The following is a 23305-nucleotide window of genomic DNA, read 5'->3' as shown; positions in this document are numbered from 1 at the left end:
AGGAATGAATGGAATGGACAACTGAGCGTCGTTACAGACTTTATCAAGATTGGACGCAAGAAGAAATTCAACATATAAAGGAAAATATGGCACAATCTCCATGGCATACTCATTACCATGTTGAGCCAAAAACAGGACTTCTCAACGACCCAAATGGCTTTTCTTACTTTGATGGCAAGTGGATCCTCTTTTACCAGAATTTTCCTTTTGGTGCAGCCCACGGTTTAAAATCTTGGGCACAGCTAGAAAGTGATGATTTGGTTCACTTTAGAGAAACTGGAGTCAAAGTTTTGCCAGATACTCCATTAGATAGTCACGGTGCCTACTCTGGTTCTGCCATGCAATTTGGCGATAACTTATTCCTATTTTATACAGGAAATGTTCGCGATGAAAACTGGATCCGTCACCCATACCAAATCGGTGCTTTGATGGACAAGGAGGGTAAGATTACAAAGATTGACAAGATCTTGATTGACCAGCCAGCAGACTCTACTGACCACTTCCGCGATCCACAAATTTTTAATTTTAAAGGTCAATACTATGCCATCGTCGGTGGACAGAACTTGGAGAAAAAAGGCTTCGTCCGTCTCTACAAGGCTGTCAATAACGACTACACAAACTGGCAAGCAGTTGGCGACCTTGACTTTGCTAACGACCGTACTGCCTACATGATGGAATGTCCTAATCTGGTCTTTGTAGAGGAACAGCCTGTCCTTCTCTACTGTCCACAAGGATTGGATAAGAAAGTTCTAGACTACGATAATATCTTTCCAAATATGTATAAGATTGGGGCTTCCTTTGACCCTAAAAATGCCAAAATGGTAGATGTGTCTCAACTTCAAAACATGGATTACGGTTTCGAAGCCTATGCAACTCAAGCCTTCAACGCTCCTGATGGGCGTGCTCTAGCAGTTAGCTGGCTTGGTTTGCCAGATGTTTCTTACCCATCTGACTGTTTTGATCACCAAGGAACCTTCTCTTTGGTCAAGGAACTCACTATCAAAGACGACAAGCTCTACCAGTATCCAGTCGCTGCTATTAAGGACCTTCGTGCTTCTGAAGAAGCCTTCTCAAACCGTTCCCAAACCAAGAACACTTACGAACTTGAACTCAACTTGGAAGCTAATAGCCAGAGCGAGATTGTCTTACTTGCTGATAAAGAAGGTAAGGGACTTTCAATCAACTTTGACCTTGTAAACGGTCAAGTGACAGTGGATCGTAGCCAGGCTGGAGAACAGTATGCCCAAGAATTTGGGACAACTCGTTCTTGCCCTATCGAGAATCAGGCTACTACTGCTACAATCTTCATCGATAACTCTGTCTTTGAAATTTTCATCAATAAAGGAGAAAAAGTATTTTCTGGTCGTGTCTTCCCACATGCGGACCAAAATGGTATCCTGATCAAATCTGGAAACCCAACTGGAACTTACTATGAATTAGATTATGGTCGCAAAACTAACTGATGTCGCCAAACTTGCAGGCGTCAGTCCTACTACCGTTTCTCGGGTTATCAATAAAAAAGGGTATCTATCTGAGAAAACCATCCAAAAAGTCAATGAAGCCATGCGAGAATTGGGCTATAAACCCAACAACCTGGCTCGTAGTCTGCAAGGAAAATCAGCTAAGTTAATCGGCTTGATTTTCCCTAATATTTCCAATGTTTTCTATGCAGAATTGATTGATAAATTGGAACACCAACTCTTCAAAAATGGTTACAAGACCATCATCTGCAACAGTGAACATGATTCTGAGAAGGAACGCGAATACATCGAAATGTTGGAAGCCAATCAGGTGGACGGCATCATTTCTGGTAGTCACAACCTAGGAATCGAAGACTACAATCGTGTGACAGCGCCGATTATTTCCTTTGACCGAAACCTATCGCCAGACATCCCTGTCGTCTCCTCTGACAACTATGCTGGTGGGGTTCTTGCTGCCCAGACTTTGGTTAAGACAGGCGCCCAATCTATCATCATGATTACAGGGAATGACAATTCCAATTCGCCAACTGGACTACGCCACGCTGGTTTTGCATCTGTACTCCCCCAAGCTCCTATTATCAATGTTTCCAGTGACTTTTCTCCCGTCAGAAAAGAAATAGAAATCAAGAATATCTTAACTCAACAAGAGCCAGATGCCATCTTTGCTTCAGATGACTTAACTGCTATTCTAGTCATTAAAATTGCTCAAGAACTGGGCATTTCTGTCCCTGAAGAGCTCAAGGTCATCGGCTATGATGGGACTTACTTTATCGAAAATTACTACCCTCAATTGGCTACCATCAAGCAACCTATGGAAGAAATTGCCTGCCTCACTGTTGACCTCCTCTTGCAAAAAATCGAAGGCAAGGAAGTCACCACAACTGGTTACTTTTTGCCAGTTACTCTTTTACCAGGAAAAAGTATTTAAATACAAGAAAACTCAGACCGAATTCGTCTGAGTTTTTATGATCTTAAATTTTCTAGGTAGCGCTGGGCTGTCTCTAGGTTAAAGGTTTTATCTGCGATGAGGCGCTCGACTAGGGGAGCAACTTCGGATTCACTAGCACCTGCGAGAAGTGCCAAAGATTTAGCCTGCAATTTCATGTGGCCTTGCTGAATCCCTGTACTCACCAAGGCTTTGAGGGCCGCAAAATTTTGGGCAAGCCCGATAGACACGATAATCTGGGCTAATTCTTTGGCAGAAGGATTTCCCAATAATTCATGACTGAGAGCTACACGAGGGTTGAGACCAACAGAGCCACCCTTGGTCGCTACAGGCATGGGTAAGGTCATCTCACCGACCAATTCTTCTCTTTCAAGATCCAGCGTCCAGCGACTGAGACCTTGATAGCGCCCGTCTCGACTAGCAAAGGCATGAGCCCCCGCCTCAATGGCACGCCAGTCATTACCAGTGGCAATCAAAATGGCATCAATACCGTTAAAAATCCCTTTATTGTGGGTAGCCGCTCGATAAGGATCAGCTTGCGCAAACTGACTAGCCAAGGCTATCTTCTCTGCAATTTCTCGTCCTTGCTCCTTTTGGCGGATCAAGTAGCGAAAGGCGATGCGACAGCTTGCAGTCACCAGAGAATCAGTTGCGTAGTTGGACAGGATTCCCATGAGACTCTGTCCCTGACTGAGTTCTTCTAAGACTGGTTTCAAGGCTTCCAGCATGGTGTTGAGCATATTGGCACCCATGGCTTCCTGGGTATCGACATGAATATAAACAACGAGAAAGTCTGGTTCGCCTTTTATCTGCTCGACATGCAGATCACGCGCCCCACCTCCACGTTTAACGATAGAAGGATAGGCTTGATTGGCAAGTTCTAGGAGCTCTGCTTTCTTGCTGGCAATCTTCTCTTGCGCTTGTTCAGGGTCAGCAACTTGATAAAGGGCTACCTGTCCAATCATCTGGCGCTCATGAACCTGAGCAGTAAAGCCACCTGCTCGCTTGATGATTTTACTAGCATAGCTGGCCGCAGCAACCACGGACGGTTCTTCTGTCACATAGGGAACTGTGTATTCCTGACCGTTAACGAGAACCTCTGGGACCAGCGAATAAGGCAGAGAAAAAGTTCCCACCACATTCTCACTCAGCTGGTCTGCCACAGTTACACTCATCTGTTCATCCTGCTCTAAACTCTCTTGCCTCTCAGGACTAAGGAACGCCTGAGCTTTTAACAGCTCGAGGCGCTCTTGGTATGATTTTTTAGAAAATCCATTCCAACTTATCTTCATTATTTTTCAACCTTGCTATAACGGCGTTGGTGATCAACAATTTCAACCAAGGCAAAATCTTGATTTTCATAGCCAGCAAACTGAGCAGAATTTGTTTCATCTAAGTCTACTTCTTCAAAGAAGACTTTTTCATAGTCTGCAACAGATAAGGCAGTTCGTTGGTTGAGCTTGTTCAAGCGGTCTTTATCCAGATAAGCTTCATAACCTTCAACCAATTCACAGCTGAAGAACTCAGCTACAGCACCACTTCCGTAACTATAAAGGGCGATTTTATCCCCAGCCTTCAAGCTATCTGTATTTTCCAAGAGAGACAGAAGCCCAAGGAAAAGTGAACCTGTGTAGATATTCCCCACCTTTTGACTGTAAAGAATAGACTGGTCAAAATGCTTTTGCAAGAGGTCTTTTTTCTCTTGAGGCAGGCTCTTATCCATGATTTTTTTCAAACCTTTTAAGGCTAATTTGGGATAAGGCAAATGGAAACAAACAGCCGCAAAATCATCCAAAGTAAGCTGGTAGCGTTTTTGATATTCAAGCCAAGTCGTTTTCAAACTATCCAAATATTGTTGGGTAGAATAGACACCATTTACATAAGGAGTTGTCGAGTAATTTGGACGCCAAAAATCCATGATGTCACGGGTTTGAGCAACATTGTCATTATTAAAGGCCATCATGCGTGGATTTTGTGTAATCAACATGGCCACACTTCCAGCACCTTGAGTTGGTTCTCCTGAAGTTTCAATACCGTACTTGGCAATATCACTGGCAATGACCAAGACCTTGGACTCTGGAGAATTTTCCACATGCAATTTGGCATAATGAAGGGCAGCTGTCGCTCCATAGCAGGCTTCTTTAATCTCGAAACTACGCGCAAAGGGCTGAATACCCAGCAAGCCATGCACAAAGACGGCTGCAGCCTTACTCTGGTCAATTCCTGACTCGGTCGCCACAATGACCATGTCAATTTCTGCTCTTTCTTGCTCAGTTAAAATAAAGTCACTAGCACTGGCCGCCAAGGTCACGATGTCCTCAGTTAAGGGCGCAATACTCAATTCCTCGAGTAAGAGTCCTTTGCTTAATTTTTCAGGGTCAATTCCCCTCGCTTCTGCTAAGTCTTGTAACTTCAAGACATATTGACTGGTCGCAAAACCAATCTTATCAATACCGATTGTCATATTTACCTCTGTTTTATCATTCATGTAAAAAATCGTTCGGTACTATTTTATCACAAATGGCAGTAAAAGAGATAAAAAAGACTTGATTCACCAAATCAAGCCTCTTATTGGTCATAATTTCAAAGAATGATTAGTTGCTAGAGAGTTCACCGATATAAGTAGCTTTATAAGCCCCATTCTCAGTTATCAGTTCCTGGAGGATTAAATTTCCTGAGTAAGTCCTTCCCATCTCATCTACAAATTCTTGATAAAACTGACTGGTCGGAATTTCTCTGACATCCTTATCAAATGTCTTGTCAAGTGTTTTACTAACCTTTTCGGCAATCAACTGATGCTCTTGTAATCCACTTTGAAACTCTGAACCCAAACTAGAAACCATGACTGGGATAAGCAACAAAGTCAGTAGACTTACAGACAATAAGGAAAATAGTGATTTTTTCATGATTTTTCCTCCTTTATATAGAGAGAATAGCATACATAGAAAGCCTTGTCACTATATTTATCTCATTTTTCAGAAAATTCTTTTATTTCTGTAAAGTCTACGATACTCGATGTGTTTTTATATAATGATACAGTCTGAGAATCACTGTTCCGCTAGCCATTCCAATGGAAATGACCAGAGCCAGCATAACAACTAATGTTGCACTTGCCAGCGCTTTATTATAGTCCCCTGTCACAAAAAAGGCAGTTGTCCGATAGGAGAGATAACCCGGAACCAAGGGTGCCAAGATTGCTAAGATAAAGACCACAGCAGGAGTCTTATAAAGAATACTTAAAATCTGGCTGACACAAGAACCTATAATGGCTGCAATAAAAGTAGCCACAATAACATTGGTCGGTTCCTTGAGCAAGAGATAGACTAGCCAGACAGCCATGCCCAAAATTCCTCCTGGTAAGAGCATGGACCGCTGAACATTGAGTACGATTAGAAAGGTAATAATAGCAAGAAGACTTGCTACTGCTTGTAATAAAAAGGCTATTAGTGTCATATTAGTTCATCAATACCAAGGCGACAGAAGTTCCTGCCCCTAAAGCAAGGGTAATGAGCAGGGATTCAAACATCTTGCTCATACCAGAGTTTATGTGGTTGGTCATAATATCACGAACCGCATTGGTCAAGGCAATTCCTGGAACAAACGGCATGACCGCACCAGCTATAATCAAGTCTGCCGTTGAAGGAAAGCCTGTGTAGCGAGCCCAAAACTGGGCAATCATTCCAAAGACGAAGGCCCCAGCAAAGGCTGTCACAAAGGGAATTCGGATAAACTTCTCCACATAGAGGGAAAAGGCAAAACCAAATAAGGTCGCCACTCCTGCCCCAAGTGCGTCGTAGATATTTCCACTAAACATAACCGAAAAGAAAGGAGCACTTAAGGTCGCAGCCAGAGTTACCTGCAACTTAGTATAGGGAAGGGGTTGGGCCTGCAAGGCCGTCAATTGCTTAAAGGCTGTTTCTAAATCAATCTGCCCCCCAACCAGCTGACGAGAAATCTGGTTCACATCGCAGACTTTTTCGATGTTATAAGAAGAGGAGGTCACCCGCTTCATGCGCGAAATATTGGTATTTTCAATAGAGAAAAAGATAGCGGCAGGCATGGCAAGGACATTGCAATCCACAATCCCCTGCGAATGCGCAATCCGAATCATGGTATCTTCTACGCGATGAATCTCTGAACCACTTTTAAGGAGAATAGTCCCCGCTAGCATAATCACATCGATGACGGCATTTAATTCTCTTGATTCTTCCATGCGTTCCTCCTTTTATCAACTCCCTCTATTTTATCACAAATCTGGAGTCAAAAAAAATCTTTGCCATGAAATCATGACAAAGATTGATTACTCATTTTGATTATCCATCTGATTTTAAGGAGTAGCTGAACTTGTTTTAGGTTTGTAGATTGAAATCTTGACTCTAGTCTTATTGAGGTCTACCTTTTCACCTGCTCTAGGACTTTGTTCAACGACTGTACCTTCAGCAGTTCCAGCGGGAGCTGTCGACACTTCTACAACTTCAATATTGGCTTCCTTAATCCCAACAATTTGAATCAAATTATTCTTAGTAAACTCCAAGCTGGAACCAATGTAGCTCGGCATGGCAACACTTGTAACTTTTTTAGCTACTGTCAAGACGATTTGGGTAGGTTTATTCACATCATAAGTCGTTCCGGCACCTGGACTTTGTTTCATAATCGTTCCTGGTTCGCTTTCGCTGGACTCTTCTTCCTCTATCTTAATCAAATTATCTGGAACTTTTTTCTCTTTTAATTCCGCAATGACATCAGAGGATTTCCGTCCAATATAGTTCCCTAATTGAATCTTCGTAGCTTTTTTAGCTACTGTCAAGACAATTTGAGTTGCCTTGCTTAAGTCATAGGTCGTACCTTCTGGTAGACTTTGCTTCATGACCGTTCCAGCCTCACTCTCATTCGACTCTTCTTCCTCAATTTTAATCAAATTATCTGGAACTTTTTTCTCTTTTAATTCCGCAATGACATCAGAGGATTTCCGGCCGACATAATTACTAATTTGGAAGGATTGTTTGCCTGATGAGACAACCAAATTGATTTTCGTTCCTTCTTTTCGACCAGTTCCAGCGCCAGGATCTGTACGGATAATCCGCCCTTCCTCCACCTTTTCACTAGCCTCTGACTTCTCCTCTCCAATCTCAAAATTGGCTTTCTTGAGGGTTTCCTTGGCTTCCGCAACTGTCTGACCTGCCACATCTGGAATGGCAATGGTTGCAGGAGTTCTGGATAGTATCCAAATAAGAGAAGCTGCCACCAATACAATGCTGGCCAAAAAAATCAGATAACGCATCTTAAATCTACGTTTTTTCGGTGCTTGTGGTTGGTAAGTTTCCTCTGTCACAGCCTGACTTGTTTTTTTGATTGGTTTGTGTTCTGTCTGCGATTGAACCTTAGGAATCGAAGTCAAGGTGCTCTGGGATACTTTTGGTAGAGTCTTGGTGTCCGCCTTAGTCGCATCGTCAAAGACCAGCTTTGGTTCATTACGACGATTATAAGACAAACTACTAGACAAATCCACATACATTTCAGCAACTGATTTATAGCGATCTGTCAATTTCTTAGCAGTTGCCTTGATAACAACATTCTCCAAAGCCTGGGGCACAGATGGATTCTCAGCAATAACGGACGGCAGTGGTTTTTGGAAATGCTGGAGGGCGATGGTCACAGCGCTATCCCCGTCATAAGGGATATGGCCTGTCAGCATCTCATAGAAGATAATCCCCATGGCATAGATATCACTTTGTACAGTCGCCTTAGAGCCACGCGCCTGCTCTGGTGACAAGTAATGCACCGAACCCAGCATCGAGTTAGTCTGAGTCAGACTCGTCTCAGCAAAGGCTACGGCAATCCCAAAGTCTGTAACCTTGACAGTCCCATCTGGTGTCAAGAGGATATTTTGAGGTTTCAAGTCCCTATGGACAATTCCTCTGGTATGGGCCAAACGCATAGCTAGGAGGATTTGTCCCATAATACGGACGGCTTCTTCATTAGAGAAAGGATAATGTTCCTTGATATAGCGTTTAAGGTCAAGTCCAGCCACATACTCCATAGCTAGGTACTGTTGACCGTCTTCCTCACCAATATCTGTTATCCGAACGATATGAGGATGGTCTAAATCTGCCATAGCTCTCGCTTCACGCTGAAAACGAGCTACAGCTATCGGGTCCGTCTGGTAGTTGGTCCTCAGAACCTTCACTGCCACTTCTTCCCCGTCTAGAATCAAATCTTTGGCTAAGTAAACATCTGCCATGCCTCCTCGACCAATCTGTTTGACAATCCGATAGCGTCCGGCAAAAATCTTGCCGATTTGGATCATTCTGCATCCTCCTCGTTCATAGAAACAAGGGCAACCGTAATGTTGTCTAAACCTCCTGCATTGTTAGCAAAACGAACAAGTGTCTCCGTTTTATCTGCTAAAGGAATATCACTGGTTACAATATCACGAATCTCACTGCCTGAAATCATGTTGGTCAAGCCGTCACTATTGAGCAAGAGATAGTCACCTGACTCAAGGATCACTGTCCCAAAATCAGGCTGAATTTCATCTTTTTGCCCAATAGACTGGGTGATAATATTTTTTTGCGGATGAGCTTCTGCCTCTTCTGGTGTCAATTGACCAGCCTTGAGTAATTCATTGACCAAAGAATGGTCGCTCGTCAACTGATGGTATTCTTCTCCACGAATCAAGCCGATACGCGAATCACCAATATGAGCATAGATAGCCTGATTATCGATAATAGCAAGGACTTCCAAAGTAGTTCCCATACCTCTGTAAGCTTCATCCTGACCAAGCTGGTGAATCTTTTGATTTTCAATTTCTAGGTAATGGGCGAACCATTCACGCACTTCATTGACTGTATCGATTTGGGTATCAACCCAAGCTATACCTAGGTCTGTTACCGCCATTTCACTAGCGATATTCCCTGCGCGATGACCTCCCATCCCATCAGCTAAAATAATCATAGTACGTCCAGCTCTATTGACATAGTGGTTGACATAGTCTTGGTTATTTGTCCGTTTCTGACCAACATCTGTTAATAATGAAATTTCCATGTGTCAGTTCCTTCCTAATCCGATATCTTGCGAAATTGACTGATGAAGAATCCATCACTTCCATACAATTCAGGTGTAATGAGGATACAGCCGTCTTTCATGATATCCTTACATTCATGTTCTAGCTTTACCTGCTCGAACTCAGGATGACTTTCTAAAAACGCCTCAACGACTTGAAAATTCTCCTCTGAGACAATAGTACAGGTACTATAAGTTATTATACCACCTTTGCCTAGTGTTTGACAAACACTACCTAATATTTCTAGCTGAATTTCCTGTAAGGACGCGAAATCTGCCGTTTCTTTATTGTATTTGATATCTGGTTTTCGGCGCAGAAGACCAATTCCTGAACAGGGAGCATCCACTAAAATCTTATCAAATGAATCCTGACTAAAAAACTCATGCACCTTTCTAGCATCTAATTTTTGCCTTTGAACCCGATTTGCAACTCCCAGACGTTGGGCATTTTCTTGAATCAAGTCCAACTTGTGGTCATACAAGTCCAGAGCAGTAACCTGACCTGTCGTAAGATAAGAGGCTATATGGGCTGTTTTCCCACCTGGAGCCGCACAGGCATCAAGCACTCGCTCATCACCTTGTAAATCAAGCGTCGGAGCAACTAGCTGACTGGACTCGTCTTGGATAGTAATAGCCCCTTCTGCAAACAAATCATGGCCTGCAAAATGCCCCTGTTCCTTAACAAGACCAGAAGAAGACAAGGATGAATCACTGGCCTCCAACAAGGTTTGAATTTCCTCTTTTCGGCTTAAATCAGTCACACGAATACTGGCCTTGTTGCGCACTAAGAGACTTTCAAAGATAGCTTGTGCTCGCTCTTCGCCATATTCTTCTTTGAGCTTGGCAACTAACCAAACCGGGAGAGAATATGCAATGGAGTCACGCTTGTTTTTTCGTTTGATGCTGGTGATATCTGGCCAGCCTTCACGTAGAATACGACGAAGGACGGCGTTGACCAATTTTTCACTGCCTTTTTTACGGACTTTGGCCAATTCCACTGCTTCATTAACCACAGCATGATCTGGAATCTTGTCCAAATAGCGGAGTTGGTAGGCACTCATGAGAAGAAGGACATAGAGCCAGCTGTCTAACTGGTCTCTGTCTTCGATAAAGTGGGATAGGTACCATTCCAGAGTCAGTCTACGGGCTACCGTTCCATAGACCAGCTCGGTCACTAAGGCCTTGTCTGCTGCCAAAAGTTGACTTCCCTTTAGATGCTTATTTAAGGCGATATTTGAATATGCTTGGTTCACAAAAACATCCTCTAGCACTGCTAGAGCTAAACTTCTAGCCGTTTCTACTTTAGTCACCAAATCGTTCTCCTACAGTCAATGTACGTCCAACTCCGTTGAGGAAGGAAGCAATGTCCATCTTAGGCTTACCAGCTGGCTGCACTTGTTTGAGGGATAGAGCCCCTTCAGCCGTTGCGACAATCAATTCTTTCTTGCCGATAGAGAGAATCTCACCTGGATTTCCCTGACCTTCTACTGGTAGGGCTTCATAAATCTTAAAGCGGTCGCCCTTAAGGAAAGTATGGGCAACAGGCCAGGGGTTCATCCCACGGATCTGGTTAAAAAGTTGACGATTGCTTTTATTCCAGTCCAATTTTTCTTCTTCTGGCTTGATATTTGGCGAGAAAGTAACCTGACTTGGATCCTGTGGTTCAGGTTTGATGTCACCAGCAATGTAGGCAGGCAAAGTATCCAAAAGCAAATCACGACCAACAAGAGCTAATTTCTCAAACAAGGTGCCAACATTGTCCTCATCAGTGATAGGAATACTGCGACGGGAAATCATATCTCCTGCATCCATCTCCTTAACCATTTCCATAATGGTCACACCAGCTTCCTCATCGCCTTGAATCAAGGCGTAATGGATAGGCGCACCACCACGATGTTTAGGAAGAAGAGAAGCATGAACATTGACCGCAAAGTCCATGCTATCAAGGAGTTTACTTGGGAGAAACTGGCCAAAAGCGGCAGTCACAATCCCATCTGCTCCTAGCTTCATAAGATCTTCCATCTCTGGACTTCCAGATAGTTTTTCAGGTTGGTAGATAGGAAGTCCTGCCTCTTTTGCAGCTTGTTTAACTGGGGTTTCCTGGATAACTTTTTTACGTCCGACAGCACGGTCTGGCTGGGTCACAACGGCTAGAATTTCGTAACGGTCATCTGTCAAAAGTCCTTTTAAGACTGTTGCTGAAAAGTCGGGGGTCCCCATAAAGATTAGTTTTGTCATATCTTCTCCTTCTTATAAAAATTGCTGCGGCTCATGGTCAATGCTGAGACGGAGCTCACTATTTTCCCTTTCTTGAGTCAAGGCCAAGACCTGGTTGAGGGTTGGTCCCAGCTCATCTTCTAAACGGTATTTAATTAAAATCTGGTAATGATAGAGGTTGTGAGTACGGGCGATGGGTTTGGGCGTTGGCCCGAGGATGTTACTGGTTTCAGACAAACCTGACCGCAAAATGTTCATGACTTCATAGGCACGTTTGACCACCTCTTCTTCTTTCTTGTGAGAAAGGGTAATGCCAATGGTGAAATAGTAAGGTGGATAGCCAAGTTGTCGTCTGATACCCATTTCATAAGCATAAAAGCCTTCGTAGTCCTGGTCTTTTGCAAATCGAATAGCGTAGTGCTGAGGATTGTAAGACTGAATCAAGACCTGCCCAGCTTTTTCAGCACGTCCTGCTCGACCTGCCACCTGAGTCAAGAGCTGGAAGGTTCTCTCAGAAGAACGGAAATCAGGCAGATTCAAGGCCGTATCCGCATTTAGAACACCGACTAGGGTCACATTTGGAAAATCCAATCCCTTGGCAATCATCTGAGTACCTAGTAAAATATCTGCTTCTCCTCGCCCAAACTGGTCAAGCAGAGCTTGGTGACTACCTTTCTTACGAGTCGTGTCCACATCCATGCGCAGAATGCGAGCCTGGGGAAAGAGTTCTGCTAGCTCGTCATAAGCCTTCTGTGTCCCTGTCCCATAGTAGCGAATACTGCGGCTCTTACAGTTAGGACAGACCTGAGGAATGTCCTTCGAAAAACCACAATAATGGCAGTTCATATTCTTGGTATCCATGTGCAAGGTCAAGGAAATATCACAGTTGGGACAAGTATCCACCGTCCCACACTCCCGACACATGACAAAGCTAGAATAACCACGGCGATTGAGCATGAGAACCACCTGCTCTTTTTTAGCCAGACGGTCCTGAATCGCTTCTAGCAAAGGAGGCGTAAAATTTGACGTCTCGTTTTGTCCGATATAGTCCCGAAAGTCAATCACTTGAACCTCAGGGATTCTAGCTAAAGGATTGGCGCGTTGGGTCAGACGTAAATGTTGATAAACGCCTTTGCCAGCCCGAGCACGGCTTTCCAGACTAGGAGTTGCTGAACCAAGCACCAGAGCCGCTTGATTATAATGAGCCCGTAAAATAGCCACCTCTCTAGCATGGTAACGGGGATTACTGTCCTGCTTATAAGTCGCTTCATGCTCCTCATCGATAATCATGACACCTAGATTTTTCAGCGGAGCAAAGATGGCAGATCTAGCACCAACAACAACTTGGGCATCGCCGCGTTCCACCTTGCGCCATTCATCATACTTTTCACCATTGGACAGGCCTGAGTGAAGAATGGCCACTTTCTTACCAAAGCGAGCAATAAAACGCTCCGTCATCTGCGGAGTCAAGGAAATCTCAGGCACTAACAAGATGGCTGTTTTCCCCTTATCCAAAGCTCCTTGGATTATTTGTAAGTAAACCTCGGTCTTCCCACTTCCTGTGATCCCTTGAAGGAGGAAGGGAGGCTGATGACTACCAATAGCACTCACAACCGCATCACGCGCCTGTCTTTGCTCTGGATTCAACTCCAAAGGCTGACTTGCTTCAATCCCTTCAAAATAAGCAGCCGAGCGTTGCACTTCCTTTTGGACTATGGACACAGCACCTTGTTCCACAAAAAAGTTGACCTGCTCCCGTGAGTAGGACTCTAACAAACTAGCCAAGGAAGCACTCTCAGGATGAGACAGCAAGTAATCTCTCAATTCCAACTTTTTCTTGGCACGCGCAGATATTTCAACACCTTCTAATTGAGCTAGATTCACCTCATACCAAGACTGGGTCTTGACCTTCTTTTGATCGACTGCCTGATATTCCAGACCAAGTAGGCCTTTTCTAGTCAAACGCATCATTTCAGCTTGCTTACCTAAATCCAGAGAAGAAAAGGCTAGTGAATCTTCAGAACCAAACAAGCGCTCTCGGTCTTCCTGACTCAGACCTTCCAGAGGATAGAGAATCTTGTCATAGCTAGAATTTAGAAATCCCGGTAGCATAGCCTTGAGAATAGAGATTTTGTAAGAAAATACAGATTTGCGGAGCTCCTCAGCCAGCCAGAGTTGTTCTTGCGTGAGAACAGGAGAAAAATCCAGTACCTCGGCAATATCTTTTAAATCTTGACTTACCCCTTCTTCATCCACTTGGGACTCCAAACCAAGAACAATCCCTTGAATCAGGCGATTGCCCTTACCAAAAGGCACATGAACCCGCATCCCAACTTCTAGCATTCCCTCAAATTCCTTAGGAATCTTGTAACTATAGGGCTGGTCCGTCTGCATCAAGGGCACATCTACAATAATCTTGGCTATGGACATCTTCTCACCTCCTCCTTGTCAGTACATTCTTACAAGAGAAAAAATAAGATTGAGTCCCCCCAACCTTAAATTTTTTCACCATCTTCTTTTTCTTTAGCGATTTGCTCTTTAATTTTCTTTTCTTCTTCTTCTTTGCGGCGTTTTTCTTCTTCGATACGGCGACGCACTGCTTCACGTTTCCCTTCTGGGTCTGGGTGAATGGTTACGTTTCCTGATTCGATTTCTTCTAGAGCGCGAAGAGTTGATTTTTCAGACTTGAAACCTTGAGTTGCTGGTGCACCTGCTTCCAATTCGTGGGCACGTTTTGCTTCCAAGATTACGAGTGAATATTTTGAAGGAACCTTGTCGAGCAAGGTATCAATAGAGGGTTTTAACATCATTTGCTTGTACCTATTTTTTTTCTAAATTTTATCGGGTAGTTGGAGACTTTGGTAACATCTCCTGATAGTGACCAATGACACGGTCCACACGGAAGTGCTCTGCTTCGATCACACGTTTGACACGCTCAGCAGCTAGGGGCACCTGATCGTTGACAATCGCATAATCATACTCACGCATGAGGGCAATTTCTTCCTTGGCTTTCTCGATTCGTTGGGCAATCACTTCTGCACTATCTGTTCCACGACCTACTAAACGATCTTGCAATTCATCCAAATCCGGTGGTGTCAGGAAGATAAAGACAGCATCTGGAACCTTTTTCTTGACCTGAAGAGCGCCCTGAACCTCAATTTCAAGGAAAACATCAATTCCCTTGTCCAAGGTTTCATTGACGTAGGTCAAAGGGGTTCCATAGTAGTTGCCGACATATTCTGCATATTCCAACATCTGTCCTTGACGAATCAACTCTTCAAACTCTTCGCGAGTACGGAAGAAATAGTCACCACCGTCCACTTCTCCAGGACGTTGTGCGCGTGTCGTCATCGATACAGAATATTGAAATTGGTTTTCAGAACTCTCAAAAATCTCTCTTCTAACCGTTCCTTTTCCAACCCCTGAAGGACCAGAAAAAACGATTAGTAAGCCTCGGTCTGCCATTGTGTCTCCTTTTAGTCAGTCTGTGAAATAACATTTCTCTAGAATAATGACAAAAAGCCAAATTATCCTTTACAGTCTTTCTATCTAGTGTAACAAAAAAGCAGTAATTTTTCAACTGCTCTTTCTTATTTATTTAGATGTGTTGTGATTCGAACGTGAAATATCGCTTTTAAAATATCTTCAGAAAATAGGTCTATACCATTTACAAATAAAAAAGAAAGGTTTATAATGTAATTGACATAATAAATTGTAGAATCAATTTTTTAAGGAGGTTAACATTATGCCTAACTATATTAAAGCGGATCAGTTTTTCTACCCACACGGAGTTCGTCGAGGTGGTTACTTGGAACTTGTGGACGGCAAGTTTGGAAAACATGTAGAGCAGATTCCTGAAGGAGCTGAGGTGATTGACTATACAGGTTATAGCATTGCTCCAGGACTTGTGGATACCCACATTCATGGATTTGGCGGTGTGGATGTTATGGATAATAATATCGAAGGAACGCTTCATACTATGAGTGAAGGACTCCTCAGCATGGGGGTAACGAGCTTCTTGCCAACAACTTTGACATCGACTTATGAGCAATTGCTTGCGGTAACTGAAAATATCGGTGCTCGTTATCAAGAAGCAAGTGGCGCGAAAATTCGTGGAATTTATTTTGAAGGGCCTTATTTCACAGAGAAATACAAGGGGGCTCAAAACCCTGCCTACATGAAAGATCCTCGCATGGATGAGTTTCGTGCTTGGCAAAAAGCAGCAAATGGCTTGCTAAATAAAATTGCTCTTGCGCCAGAGCGTGAAGGTGTAGAAGACTTTGTACGGACTATCACCGGAGAAGGTGTAATGGTTGCTCTTGGGCACTCAAACGCGACTTTTGATGAAGCTAAAAAAGCAGTCGATGCTGGAGCGAGTGTTTGGGTACACGCCTACAATGGAATGCGTGGGTTGACTCACCGCGAACTGGGTATGGTTGGAGCCATGTATCAATTACCTCATACCTATGCAGAGTTGATCTGTGATGGCCATCACGTAGATCCAAAAGCCTGCGAAATTCTTATCAAACAAAAAGGGACAGAAAACATTGCTCTTATTACAGACTGTATGACAGCTGGTGGATTGGAAGACGGTGACTATATGTTGGGAGAATTCCCAGTTGTCGTTGCAAATGGAACTGCACGCCTCAAATCGACAGGTAACTTGGCAGGTTCTATCCTCAAACTCAAAGATGGTGTGAAGAATGTGGTCGAATGGGGAATTGCGAATCCGCATGAAGCAGTCATGATGGCCAGCTTCAACCCAGCTAAATCCGTTCACATCGATGACGTCTGTGGACAAATTCGTGAAGGTTATGATGCAGATTTTATTGTTTTAGACAAAGATTTGGAATTGGTAGCAACCTATCTAGATGGTGTGAAACGTTATCAAGCATAAGAGAGAAGAGTCTGGGCAAAAGTCTAATTTGAGGAGAAAATCCAGTAATACTCCTTTGAAGTCAAAAAGCAACAAACATGTCAACTATTTGTTACAACTCCATTAATTAGTATTCCACTTTCTAAAATCAGTATTTTGAGCTGTGCAATCCAAGTCTTCTAATTTGTTTTTTAATTTCTGTTTAGTATAAATTTTACTTGGGCAGTAGACCAACTTGGAGCGTTTACGAGTTGTTCCAGGCTCAGTTTAGCTTGTTTTCTTAGTCTCTTCTTTGTCTTTCTGTGAGACTTGGGAGAGAGGATGTTTTCCTTATAGAGTATTTTTCTAACAGTTGTATCAGAGAGCTGAATTCCCTCTTCTTCAGCTAGTAATTCACAGAAATGAAGGACATTTGGTTTATATGTTTCATAGGAGAGGTATTTCTTTAGGACACGTTCTTTGATTTCATCAGGGATTGCATGTTTTGGTTTTCGATTTCTGTTTCCGTGTCTGAAGGCTTCTTTTCCTTTCTGTTGATAGGCTAGTAGCAGACGATTGATTTGTCTTTCAGAAAGATTCAGTTCGACACAGGCTCGATTCTTTGTTTTCTTTCTTTGGTCTATAGCTTTTATTACAAGATATTTTTTCGTTTCATTCATATTCAGTTGGATACTTTTCATACGACTATTTTATCAAATGGGACATTTTCACGTTCGATTTACTAAATGAAAGTTCTATAATGAAGTTAGCCACCCAGCCCTCCTAAAAATTAGATGGTTCAACTAGCTGAAAGTGTAGGCATAAGAAAACACCTCTGTGTTATACTTGTTGTTCAACCACAAACACAAGAAAGGCACAGAGATGCGATATTTTAAAAGAGTTGGATTTCTCCAACTCTTCTCTTTTTAATACACGTTATTTTGATTTGACTGGCTTGTCTTGAGCTGTCTTCAAGGCTGTGGCAATCGTATCTGCATACAATTTTGCTCCTGCTTCAATAGTGCTAGTGTCACTTCCGAAATGGACTTGGTCTGTTCCTGCCCAAATTTCTGGATGCTCTTTCGCAACTTGATTCCAATCTGCTATCGTGATGTAAGGTGTCTTCTCTGCCAATTCTCTCATATAGGCAGCAGCCTTCTCAACGATGGCATAGGTCTCTTTTGTCTTATCTCCCTCATAAGGAGTCACCAAAACCATATGGTGGCCCTTAGGAAGATTTTTCACGATACTGTCCCAGTCTTCCTTGTAATTTTCAGGATTATTTACCCCAGTCGCAATGACCACCATCTTAGGTAAAAATTTATTTTGGCTATTGTTTATCATGATTTCATTGGCAGTCTTGGTTGTTCTGCTGACCTGCGCGTTAATTTGTGCTCCAGGAAGAGCTGTCTGCAGGGCTGTATTTGCCCTTAAAGCCACCGAGTCACCAATTAACATAGTGCCATCAGCAATTCCTAAACTATCAGCTTCTGCTCGTTCTGCCATCACTTTTGTTTGGGCAATATTACTAGCAGCTTGCTTCAAGCCATTGACAGTTAAGTCTGTCTCAAACGCTCCCACTTGTGGTGCCAACAAAGTCACTAAGAAGACAATGAAGGCCAAGATTCCCGTACTTGTTGCAAGAATTGTGTGAATATAAGGCAGGGGACGAAGAGTTTGTAAAATAGGTGTGTTCTTGCCTGCAATCCAAGGTTCCAATACATAAAATGAAAGACTGGCAAATCCATAAGAAAAAATCAAAGTTAATAACACAGCAAGAAGATTTGAGGTCAACTGTGAAAAAATGATGTAGAAAGGCCAATGGAAGAGATAAACTGCATAGCTAGTATCCGCTAAAAAACTAATCATCTTTGGCTCTTGTATATGATGTGTCTTTTCATGTAAGACACGCGCCGCCAGAATCATGGCAAGAGCTGCAAGACTGGCAAGCAAGAAGCCGATAAGATAGGCAAAAAGATAAGTGAATTTGACAAAGAAAGTCAAAAGAACTAGGAAACCAAAGCCTCCTCCAAAAACTACCAAAGTCTTTCGTAAATCCCAGATTTTATCCAACTGCTTGACGAGGGAAGTCGTCTGACGAACACCTACAATAGTTGCTAACATACTTCCCAAAAAGAATGGATAGACATGAGTTAAACTGGAGAAATAAACAGAGGAATAAGAGGTCACTAGAAAACTACCAATAAACATGGAGAAGAAACTGATCAAGAAGGCAACAGCAGATAAGAGAAAGACCATCCCCTTCAACTGACCATTTGATTTAGCTTGTTTGGATAAGAACCAAACTGCCAATCCCCAAAGAATATAGTAGTGAACCTCAACTGCCAAACTCCAATTATGAACAAACAAATGAGGAATGAACTGAGATTCATAACTCCCACCTGTTAGGAGTTCATAGAAGTTGGTCATAAAGCCTAAGACGCTCGCAATCTGGCCACCAATTCCAGCAACATAGTCTTGGCGAACCAAGAAAGTAAAAGGCATGGTCACCAAGACCATCAAAACCACAGGTGGCACAATCCGATAAAAGCGTCTTCTAAAAAATCCTATCAAATCAATCTCATGGTTTTTAGAAAATTCTTCAATGAGTAGAGCTGTAATCAGGAAACCTGAAAATGTGAAAAAGACATCTACCCCGAAAAATCCTCCAGGAAAGATCGTCTGAAAGAAGTGATACAAGAGTACCAGTAGTAAACCTGTAATCCTAATCAAGGAAAACCATTTAATGCGCATACGAGTTTATTCTTCCTTTCATTGTACACTTTATTCTATCAAAAAAAGAAGAAAAATCCCAAGAGAAAACTTAGGATTTTTAGCTTATATCAATTCCATTTTAGAAATTACGACCTGACTTATTATAGCCATATTTTTCCACAAAATACTCACGGAATTCCAAGAGATTGTCATCCATGATGGCTTGTCGCACTTGCTTCATCAGGTTAAGCAAGAAGTAAAGATTGTGATAGCTAGTCAAGCGGATACCGAAAGTTTCATCGGCTTTGAGGAGGTGACGAAGGTAGGCGCGTGTATAGTTCTTACATGTGTAGCAATCACACTCAGGATCCAGTGGCGTAAAATCCTCAGCAAACTGAGCATTTTTGACAACCAAACGTCCCTGACTGGTCATACAAGTCCCATTACGAGCGATACGAGTCGGCAAGACACAGTCAAACATATCCACCCCACGAATCACCCCATCGATTAAGCTATCTGGCGCTCCCACACCCATCAAATAGCGAGGTTTGTTTTCAGGTAGCAGTTGAGTTGTAAAGTCCAAGACCGCATTCATCTCTTCGTGGGTTTCTCCCACTGCCAAACCACCGATAGAGTAGCCTGGGAAATCCATGCTGACAAGGTCATGAGCCGATTGGCGACGCAGGTCTTCAAATCCTGCCCCCTGCACAATCCCAAATAACCCTTGGTCATGCGGACGACGGTGAGCCTTCAAACCACGCTCAGCCCAACGACTGGTACGCTCGATTGATTTCTTAACGTAATCGTAAGGTTGATAAAACTGAGGACATTCGTCAAAGGACATCATGATGTCTGAGCCCAGATTATTCTGAATAGAGATAGCTTTTTCTGGCGATAGGAACATCTTGGAACCATTGAGATGGTTTTTAAAGGTTACTCCTTCTTCTGTGATATTACGGCTATCTGCTAAGGAATAAACCTGAAAACCACCACTATCTGTCAAGATAGGCTGGTCCCAATTCATGAACTTGTGGAGACCACCTGCGCGAGCAATAAGTTCATCTCCAGGACGAAGCCAGAGATGATAGGTGTTTGACAGGATAATTCCCGAACCCATCTCCTTCAATTCTTCAGGCGACTGAGTTTTGACAGTGGCTTGAGTCCCAACTGGCATAAACATAGGTGTTGGGAAGGTGCCGTGGGGAGTGATGATTTCTCCCAGACGAGCTCCTGTATGTTTTTCTTTCTTAATCAAACGGTATTTGATTGGTGAATCTGACATTTTTTACCTCCGAAGCTGGGAAAGACAGTCCCAGTTCATACTTTGTACCCAAGGGCATACTGTATGATTTTATCAAAAAAAGCTGGAACTGTCACGAACTATGGTATAATAAGAGAATGAACTATCCAAAAATTGATTTAAAAACAATTCGTCAGGAGTCAAAACATTTTCAGGCTGACACCCCCCGTCTCTTTCTCCTCTATATCCTTCCCAGTATGCTGGTCATATTGTCTGGCTTTCTTAATCCCTTATCTCGGATCCACGTGACTGTTTTAGAACAGCCATTTTTCAGCATACTTGGTCAAATACTTCAAGCCTACCTCTTTCCTCTACTAGTCTCCTTTATCGGGACTATTCTTTTGACCAGTTCCGTCTATGCAACACTGACACTCATGAAAGATTCTAAAACGGAGCCATCTGTAAAAAACAGCCTAGCTCTCTTTGATGAGGAGCGCTTTTCTCAAACCTTTTTGACCCTACTTCTCAAACGTTTCTATCTCTTTTTATGGAGTATCCCTAATTTACTTGGGATTTACTTCCTCTTTTATAGTAGCTTTTTAGCCAAAAAATTCGTCACCCTACATCCTGAGTTTCCAAATCTAGATCTCTCATCAGTTGAAACCGAGCGTTTCCTCATGGTCTTTGGACTCTACTTTCTTGCAAGTCTCATCTTGATCATTGTAGGAAATATCCTCTATATTCCACAGTATTATGCCTATTCACAGGTGGAATTTCTTCTCTGTTATAGTCTAGACTTAGGACAGGCCTCACCAAGACGAATCCTAAAAACTAGCCGTTCCTTTATGAAGGGCTACAAGTTCCAGCACTTTGTCCTAGATTTACAGCTTCTTCCTTGGTACTTCCTCAATTGGATTACCTTTGGCATTGCTAGTTTTTTACTCCTACCTTATATCCAATGTACTAAAATCAGCTTTTATAGAGCAGTACTTAGAGCAGCACTTAGTAAAAAATACCAACTAAACTACCCCTGGTAGGGCTAGTTTTTCACTCCTACCCTACATTCAAATTAATTAATAAAATGATTTTTTACCGAGCAGTATTGGCTCGAAAACGTCCAAAAGCTTGAAGGCTTTCCCTCAAGCTTTTTTCTATCAATGAGTTTCTCCGCCTACCAACTTGAGATCCTGATCTCCATGTTCTATAATGGCGCCGATTGCCGCTTCTATCCCTCGCCTAATATCCACTAAACTCATAGCTGGAGTTGTAGGTCGATTCACCACCTGTTCCATCATATAAGGAATATGCATAAAACCTGCCTTAACATGTGGAAATTTCTTTTCTACCAAATAGAGGGCCTGATACATCAAATGGTTGCAGACAAAAGTCCCTGCCGTATTGGAAACAGAGGCCGGCAAGCCCTCTTTTTTTATAGCTTGAACAATCGCTTTAATCGGTAAACTACTAAAGTAGGCTGAAGCACCGTCTTGGCGAATGGAAAGGTCAATCGGTTGATTACCATCATTATCAGGAATGCGTGCATCGTCTTGATTTATAGCCACTCGTTCAGGCGTCAAGCTAGATCTTCCACCTGCTTGGCCAATACAAAAGACAAAGTCAGGTTGATAGCGGTTCATCTCTTCTTCCAATACTTGAGCCGATTTGTGAAAGACTGTTGGCACTTCTAACCAACGGACCTCAGCACCATGGATTTCAGCTGGTAAACCTTTAATGGCCTCCAAAGCTGGATTAACCTTTTCCCCTCCAAAGGGCTCAAAACCTGTCACTAATACTTTCATTTCTAACTCCTCAAAACAAATTCAATGAGACTTTTTCTTAAAAACAAGTATAACATATTTCCCTTATTCCGGAGTGAAAAGGACTAGCGAGACTAAGATTGACCTTTGAACTTATTTAAAGAGAAAAATACTAATCAAGGCTAAAATAGCTGGCTCACCTTGCTTCAAAATAATTTTCTTATCTGCTGTGAGAGAGCCATAAGCCGCAGCACCAATCACAAATAAAACAAAAATAGTCACAATTTCTAAATTCTGTGAGAAATAAATCCCATACAGGAGAAAGACTCCTAGCAGAGCATTATAAATCCCTTGATTTTTAAACAGTGAACTTACCGACGGACGAGCTAGTTCTTCCCTGTCCATGTTAAAGACACGACTAGTCGCTTCTGATTGCGTTGCAATACTTTCCAAATAAAAAATGTAAAAATGCTCCAAAGCAACGATTGTTGCTAAAATAATTGTAATAATTGACATCTATTTCTCCTTAAATTTCTATATTTTCAATGCTCAAAACCAATTTGTTTAATAAACGGCTGAATTCTGTTCTCTCAGACTCTGTTAAGATACTTTCCATCTCTTTCTTAACCTTGATATGCTGCAGAGGTGGATTCATCACTAACTGCTCCTTGGCATACTTCGTAGCCTCTACCAAGACTTCTCGCTGATTTTCAGGATTACGATGACGCTCCACCAAACCTTCCTTTTCTAAAATCTTAAAATGCCGTGTCAAAGCAGCCTGATCAATCTTCAAACGCTCCTGAACCGCTATTTGATTACAAGGGGAATGCTTCAACAAAAATAATAAAATCTGATACCGTGTCAAACTAATCCCAAGCCTTTTTTCAAACAATTGCGTACTCGCTTGCTCAGACAAGCGGAGTTGATACAGTAAATCTTGAATCTCTATCATTTCTTCCTCCTTTCTATTGATTTATCAATAGTTGATTAATCAAGTTTAATATAATACTGGACTAAAATCAAAAAACATCT

Annotated in this window: 21 protein-coding genes and 1 pseudogene; 4 read left to right on the top strand and 18 right to left on the bottom strand. The window is 42.5% G+C overall.

The genetic code is table 11. The annotated features are described in order from the left end of the window. Positions 1-8 precede the first annotated feature (8 nt). Both HT719_RS07645 and HT719_RS07640 read left to right on the top strand, forming a co-directional pair. Complete coding sequence (locus tag HT719_RS07645; RefSeq protein ID WP_172928761.1) at positions 9-1463, top strand: glycoside hydrolase family 32 protein; 1455 nt, start codon at positions 9-11, stop codon at positions 1461-1463. Continuing rightward, positions 1444-2409, top strand: coding sequence for a LacI family DNA-binding transcriptional regulator (locus tag HT719_RS07640; protein WP_172928760.1), 966 nt, complete (start codon positions 1444-1446; stop codon positions 2407-2409). Before HT719_RS07645 ends, HT719_RS07640 begins: the two co-directional genes overlap by 20 nt. Positions 2410-2444: 35 nt before the next feature. Here the strand turns inward: HT719_RS07640 and HT719_RS07635 are convergent, their stop codons facing one another. The 12 genes from HT719_RS07635 to gmk form a co-directional block, all read right to left on the bottom strand. After that, positions 2445-3719 carry a hydroxymethylglutaryl-CoA reductase, degradative gene (locus HT719_RS07635; protein ID WP_138703648.1) on the bottom strand — a complete coding sequence of 425 codons (1275 nt, stop codon included), beginning with the start codon at positions 3717-3719 and terminating at the stop codon, positions 2445-2447. Next, complete coding sequence (locus tag HT719_RS07630) at positions 3719-4891, bottom strand: hydroxymethylglutaryl-CoA synthase (protein ID WP_172928759.1); 1173 nt, start codon at positions 4889-4891, stop codon at positions 3719-3721. The genes HT719_RS07635 and HT719_RS07630 overlap by 1 nt, the downstream gene beginning before the upstream one ends. Positions 4892-5021: 130 nt before the next feature. Continuing rightward, complete coding sequence (locus HT719_RS07625; RefSeq protein ID WP_025170610.1) at positions 5022-5270, bottom strand: hypothetical protein; 249 nt, start codon at positions 5268-5270, stop codon at positions 5022-5024. A 160-nt stretch (positions 5271-5430) separates the two neighbouring features. Continuing rightward, complete coding sequence (locus tag HT719_RS07620; RefSeq protein WP_172928758.1) at positions 5431-5880, bottom strand: threonine/serine exporter family protein; 450 nt, start codon at positions 5878-5880, stop codon at positions 5431-5433. Position 5881: 1 nt separating this feature from the next. Next, a complete protein-coding gene (locus tag HT719_RS07615; protein WP_000392948.1) occupies positions 5882-6640 on the bottom strand; it encodes a threonine/serine exporter family protein in 759 nt (252 codons plus the stop codon). 114 nt (positions 6641-6754) lie between these two features. Beyond that, the gene (gene stkP, locus HT719_RS07610) at positions 6755-8734 is read right to left on the bottom strand and encodes a serine/threonine-protein kinase StkP (protein WP_172928756.1); all 1980 of its coding nucleotides are present in this window, start codon (positions 8732-8734) and stop codon (positions 6755-6757) included. Further along, the gene (locus HT719_RS07605; RefSeq protein WP_000406237.1) at positions 8731-9471 is read right to left on the bottom strand and encodes a Stp1/IreP family PP2C-type Ser/Thr phosphatase; all 741 of its coding nucleotides are present in this window, start codon (positions 9469-9471) and stop codon (positions 8731-8733) included. The genes stkP and HT719_RS07605 overlap by 4 nt, the downstream gene beginning before the upstream one ends. A gap of 14 nt (positions 9472-9485) precedes the next feature. Then, positions 9486-10799 carry a 16S rRNA (cytosine(967)-C(5))-methyltransferase RsmB gene (gene rsmB, locus HT719_RS07600; RefSeq protein WP_172928754.1) on the bottom strand — a complete coding sequence of 438 codons (1314 nt, stop codon included), beginning with the start codon at positions 10797-10799 and terminating at the stop codon, positions 9486-9488. Beyond that, positions 10792-11727, bottom strand: coding sequence for a methionyl-tRNA formyltransferase (gene fmt / locus HT719_RS07595; protein WP_172928752.1), 936 nt, complete (start codon positions 11725-11727; stop codon positions 10792-10794). Before fmt ends, rsmB begins: the two co-directional genes overlap by 8 nt. Positions 11728-11739: 12 nt before the next feature. Next, complete coding sequence (locus HT719_RS07590; protein WP_172928750.1) at positions 11740-14136, bottom strand: primosomal protein N'; 2397 nt, start codon at positions 14134-14136, stop codon at positions 11740-11742. 65 nt (positions 14137-14201) lie between these two features. Continuing rightward, complete coding sequence (gene rpoZ / locus HT719_RS07585; protein ID WP_000979235.1) at positions 14202-14516, bottom strand: DNA-directed RNA polymerase subunit omega; 315 nt, start codon at positions 14514-14516, stop codon at positions 14202-14204. Between the two features lie 28 nt (positions 14517-14544). Further along, positions 14545-15171 carry a guanylate kinase gene (gmk, locus tag HT719_RS07580; protein WP_000775034.1) on the bottom strand — a complete coding sequence of 209 codons (627 nt, stop codon included), beginning with the start codon at positions 15169-15171 and terminating at the stop codon, positions 14545-14547. Positions 15172-15451: 280 nt separating this feature from the next. On the opposite strand from gmk, the gene nagA reads away from it, so the two are divergent. Continuing rightward, positions 15452-16603 (top strand): N-acetylglucosamine-6-phosphate deacetylase, encoded by a 1152-nt coding sequence (gene nagA / locus HT719_RS07575; RefSeq protein ID WP_119947473.1) that lies wholly within the window; start codon positions 15452-15454, stop codon positions 16601-16603. Positions 16604-16848: 245 nt separating this feature from the next. Here nagA and HT719_RS07570 read toward each other — a convergent pair. From HT719_RS07570 to tgt, 3 genes and pseudogenes are all read right to left on the bottom strand, one after another. Beyond that, positions 16849-17241: pseudogene (locus HT719_RS07570) on the bottom strand (helix-turn-helix domain-containing protein); the annotation flags it as partial. Positions 17242-17497: 256 nt separating this feature from the next. Continuing rightward, positions 17498-19315, bottom strand: a complete 1818-nt coding sequence (locus tag HT719_RS07565) for an acyltransferase family protein (protein ID WP_172928748.1) — start codon at positions 19313-19315, stop codon at positions 17498-17500. A gap of 100 nt (positions 19316-19415) precedes the next feature. After that, the gene (tgt, locus tag HT719_RS07560) at positions 19416-20558 is read right to left on the bottom strand and encodes a tRNA guanosine(34) transglycosylase Tgt (RefSeq protein WP_001285237.1); all 1143 of its coding nucleotides are present in this window, start codon (positions 20556-20558) and stop codon (positions 19416-19418) included. Positions 20559-20674: 116 nt separating this feature from the next. On the opposite strand from tgt, the gene HT719_RS07555 reads away from it, so the two are divergent. After that, on the top strand, positions 20675-21553 hold the full coding sequence (locus tag HT719_RS07555; protein WP_050262230.1) for a DUF975 family protein: 879 nt from the start codon (positions 20675-20677) through the stop codon (positions 21551-21553). A gap of 117 nt (positions 21554-21670) precedes the next feature. Here the strand turns inward: HT719_RS07555 and pcp are convergent, their stop codons facing one another. From pcp to HT719_RS07540, 3 genes are all read right to left on the bottom strand, one after another. Continuing rightward, on the bottom strand, positions 21671-22315 hold the full coding sequence (gene pcp / locus HT719_RS07550) for a pyroglutamyl-peptidase I (protein WP_119919572.1): 645 nt from the start codon (positions 22313-22315) through the stop codon (positions 21671-21673). A gap of 111 nt (positions 22316-22426) precedes the next feature. Then, positions 22427-22789: a DUF1304 domain-containing protein gene (locus HT719_RS07545; protein WP_000022854.1), complete on the bottom strand. Its 363-nt coding sequence runs from the start codon at positions 22787-22789 to the stop codon at positions 22427-22429. A 10-nt stretch (positions 22790-22799) separates the two neighbouring features. Then, a complete protein-coding gene (locus HT719_RS07540; protein WP_000570119.1) occupies positions 22800-23225 on the bottom strand; it encodes a MarR family winged helix-turn-helix transcriptional regulator in 426 nt (141 codons plus the stop codon). Between the last annotated feature and the right edge of the window lie 80 nt (positions 23226-23305).

Origin of the sequence: Streptococcus sp. k-378 (assembly GCF_013277505.1) — a bacterium.
Lineage (GTDB): Bacteria > Bacillota > Bacilli > Lactobacillales > Streptococcaceae > Streptococcus > Streptococcus pseudopneumoniae.
This window is presented reverse-complemented; position numbering and strand designations above follow the sequence as displayed.

Excerpts from the sequence above, each read along its gene's own strand:
- HT719_RS07615 (WP_000392948.1), bottom strand. The coding sequence starts at position 6,640 with ATGGAAGAATCAAGAGAATTAAATGCCGTCATCGATGTGATTATGCTA.
- HT719_RS07645 (WP_172928761.1), top strand. The coding sequence starts at position 9 with ATGGAATGGACAACTGAGCGTCGTTACAGACTTTATCAAGATTGGACG.
- pcp (WP_119919572.1), bottom strand. The coding sequence starts at position 22,315 with ATGAAAGTATTAGTGACAGGTTTTGAGCCCTTTGGAGGGGAAAAGGTT.
- HT719_RS07565 (WP_172928748.1), bottom strand. The coding sequence starts at position 19,315 with ATGCGCATTAAATGGTTTTCCTTGATTAGGATTACAGGTTTACTACTG.
- fmt (WP_172928752.1), bottom strand. The coding sequence starts at position 11,727 with ATGACAAAACTAATCTTTATGGGGACCCCCGACTTTTCAGCAACAGTC.
- HT719_RS07540 (WP_000570119.1), bottom strand. The coding sequence starts at position 23,225 with ATGATAGAGATTCAAGATTTACTGTATCAACTCCGCTTGTCTGAGCAA.
- HT719_RS07605 (WP_000406237.1), bottom strand. The coding sequence starts at position 9,471 with ATGGAAATTTCATTATTAACAGATGTTGGTCAGAAACGGACAAATAAC.
- HT719_RS07620 (WP_172928758.1), bottom strand. The coding sequence starts at position 5,880 with ATGACACTAATAGCCTTTTTATTACAAGCAGTAGCAAGTCTTCTTGCT.
- nagA (WP_119947473.1), top strand. The coding sequence starts at position 15,452 with ATGCCTAACTATATTAAAGCGGATCAGTTTTTCTACCCACACGGAGTT.
- HT719_RS07590 (WP_172928750.1), bottom strand. The coding sequence starts at position 14,136 with ATGTCCATAGCCAAGATTATTGTAGATGTGCCCTTGATGCAGACGGAC.
- HT719_RS07630 (WP_172928759.1), bottom strand. The coding sequence starts at position 4,891 with ATGACAATCGGTATTGATAAGATTGGTTTTGCGACCAGTCAATATGTC.
- HT719_RS07625 (WP_025170610.1), bottom strand. The coding sequence starts at position 5,270 with ATGGTTTCTAGTTTGGGTTCAGAGTTTCAAAGTGGATTACAAGAGCAT.
- gmk (WP_000775034.1), bottom strand. The coding sequence starts at position 15,171 with ATGGCAGACCGAGGCTTACTAATCGTTTTTTCTGGTCCTTCAGGGGTT.
- stkP (WP_172928756.1), bottom strand. The coding sequence starts at position 8,734 with ATGATCCAAATCGGCAAGATTTTTGCCGGACGCTATCGGATTGTCAAA.
- HT719_RS07555 (WP_050262230.1), top strand. The coding sequence starts at position 20,675 with ATGAACTATCCAAAAATTGATTTAAAAACAATTCGTCAGGAGTCAAAA.
- rpoZ (WP_000979235.1), bottom strand. The coding sequence starts at position 14,516 with ATGATGTTAAAACCCTCTATTGATACCTTGCTCGACAAGGTTCCTTCA.
- tgt (WP_001285237.1), bottom strand. The coding sequence starts at position 20,558 with ATGTCAGATTCACCAATCAAATACCGTTTGATTAAGAAAGAAAAACAT.
- HT719_RS07640 (WP_172928760.1), top strand. The coding sequence starts at position 1,444 with ATGGTCGCAAAACTAACTGATGTCGCCAAACTTGCAGGCGTCAGTCCT.
- HT719_RS07545 (WP_000022854.1), bottom strand. The coding sequence starts at position 22,789 with ATGTCAATTATTACAATTATTTTAGCAACAATCGTTGCTTTGGAGCAT.
- HT719_RS07635 (WP_138703648.1), bottom strand. The coding sequence starts at position 3,719 with ATGAAGATAAGTTGGAATGGATTTTCTAAAAAATCATACCAAGAGCGC.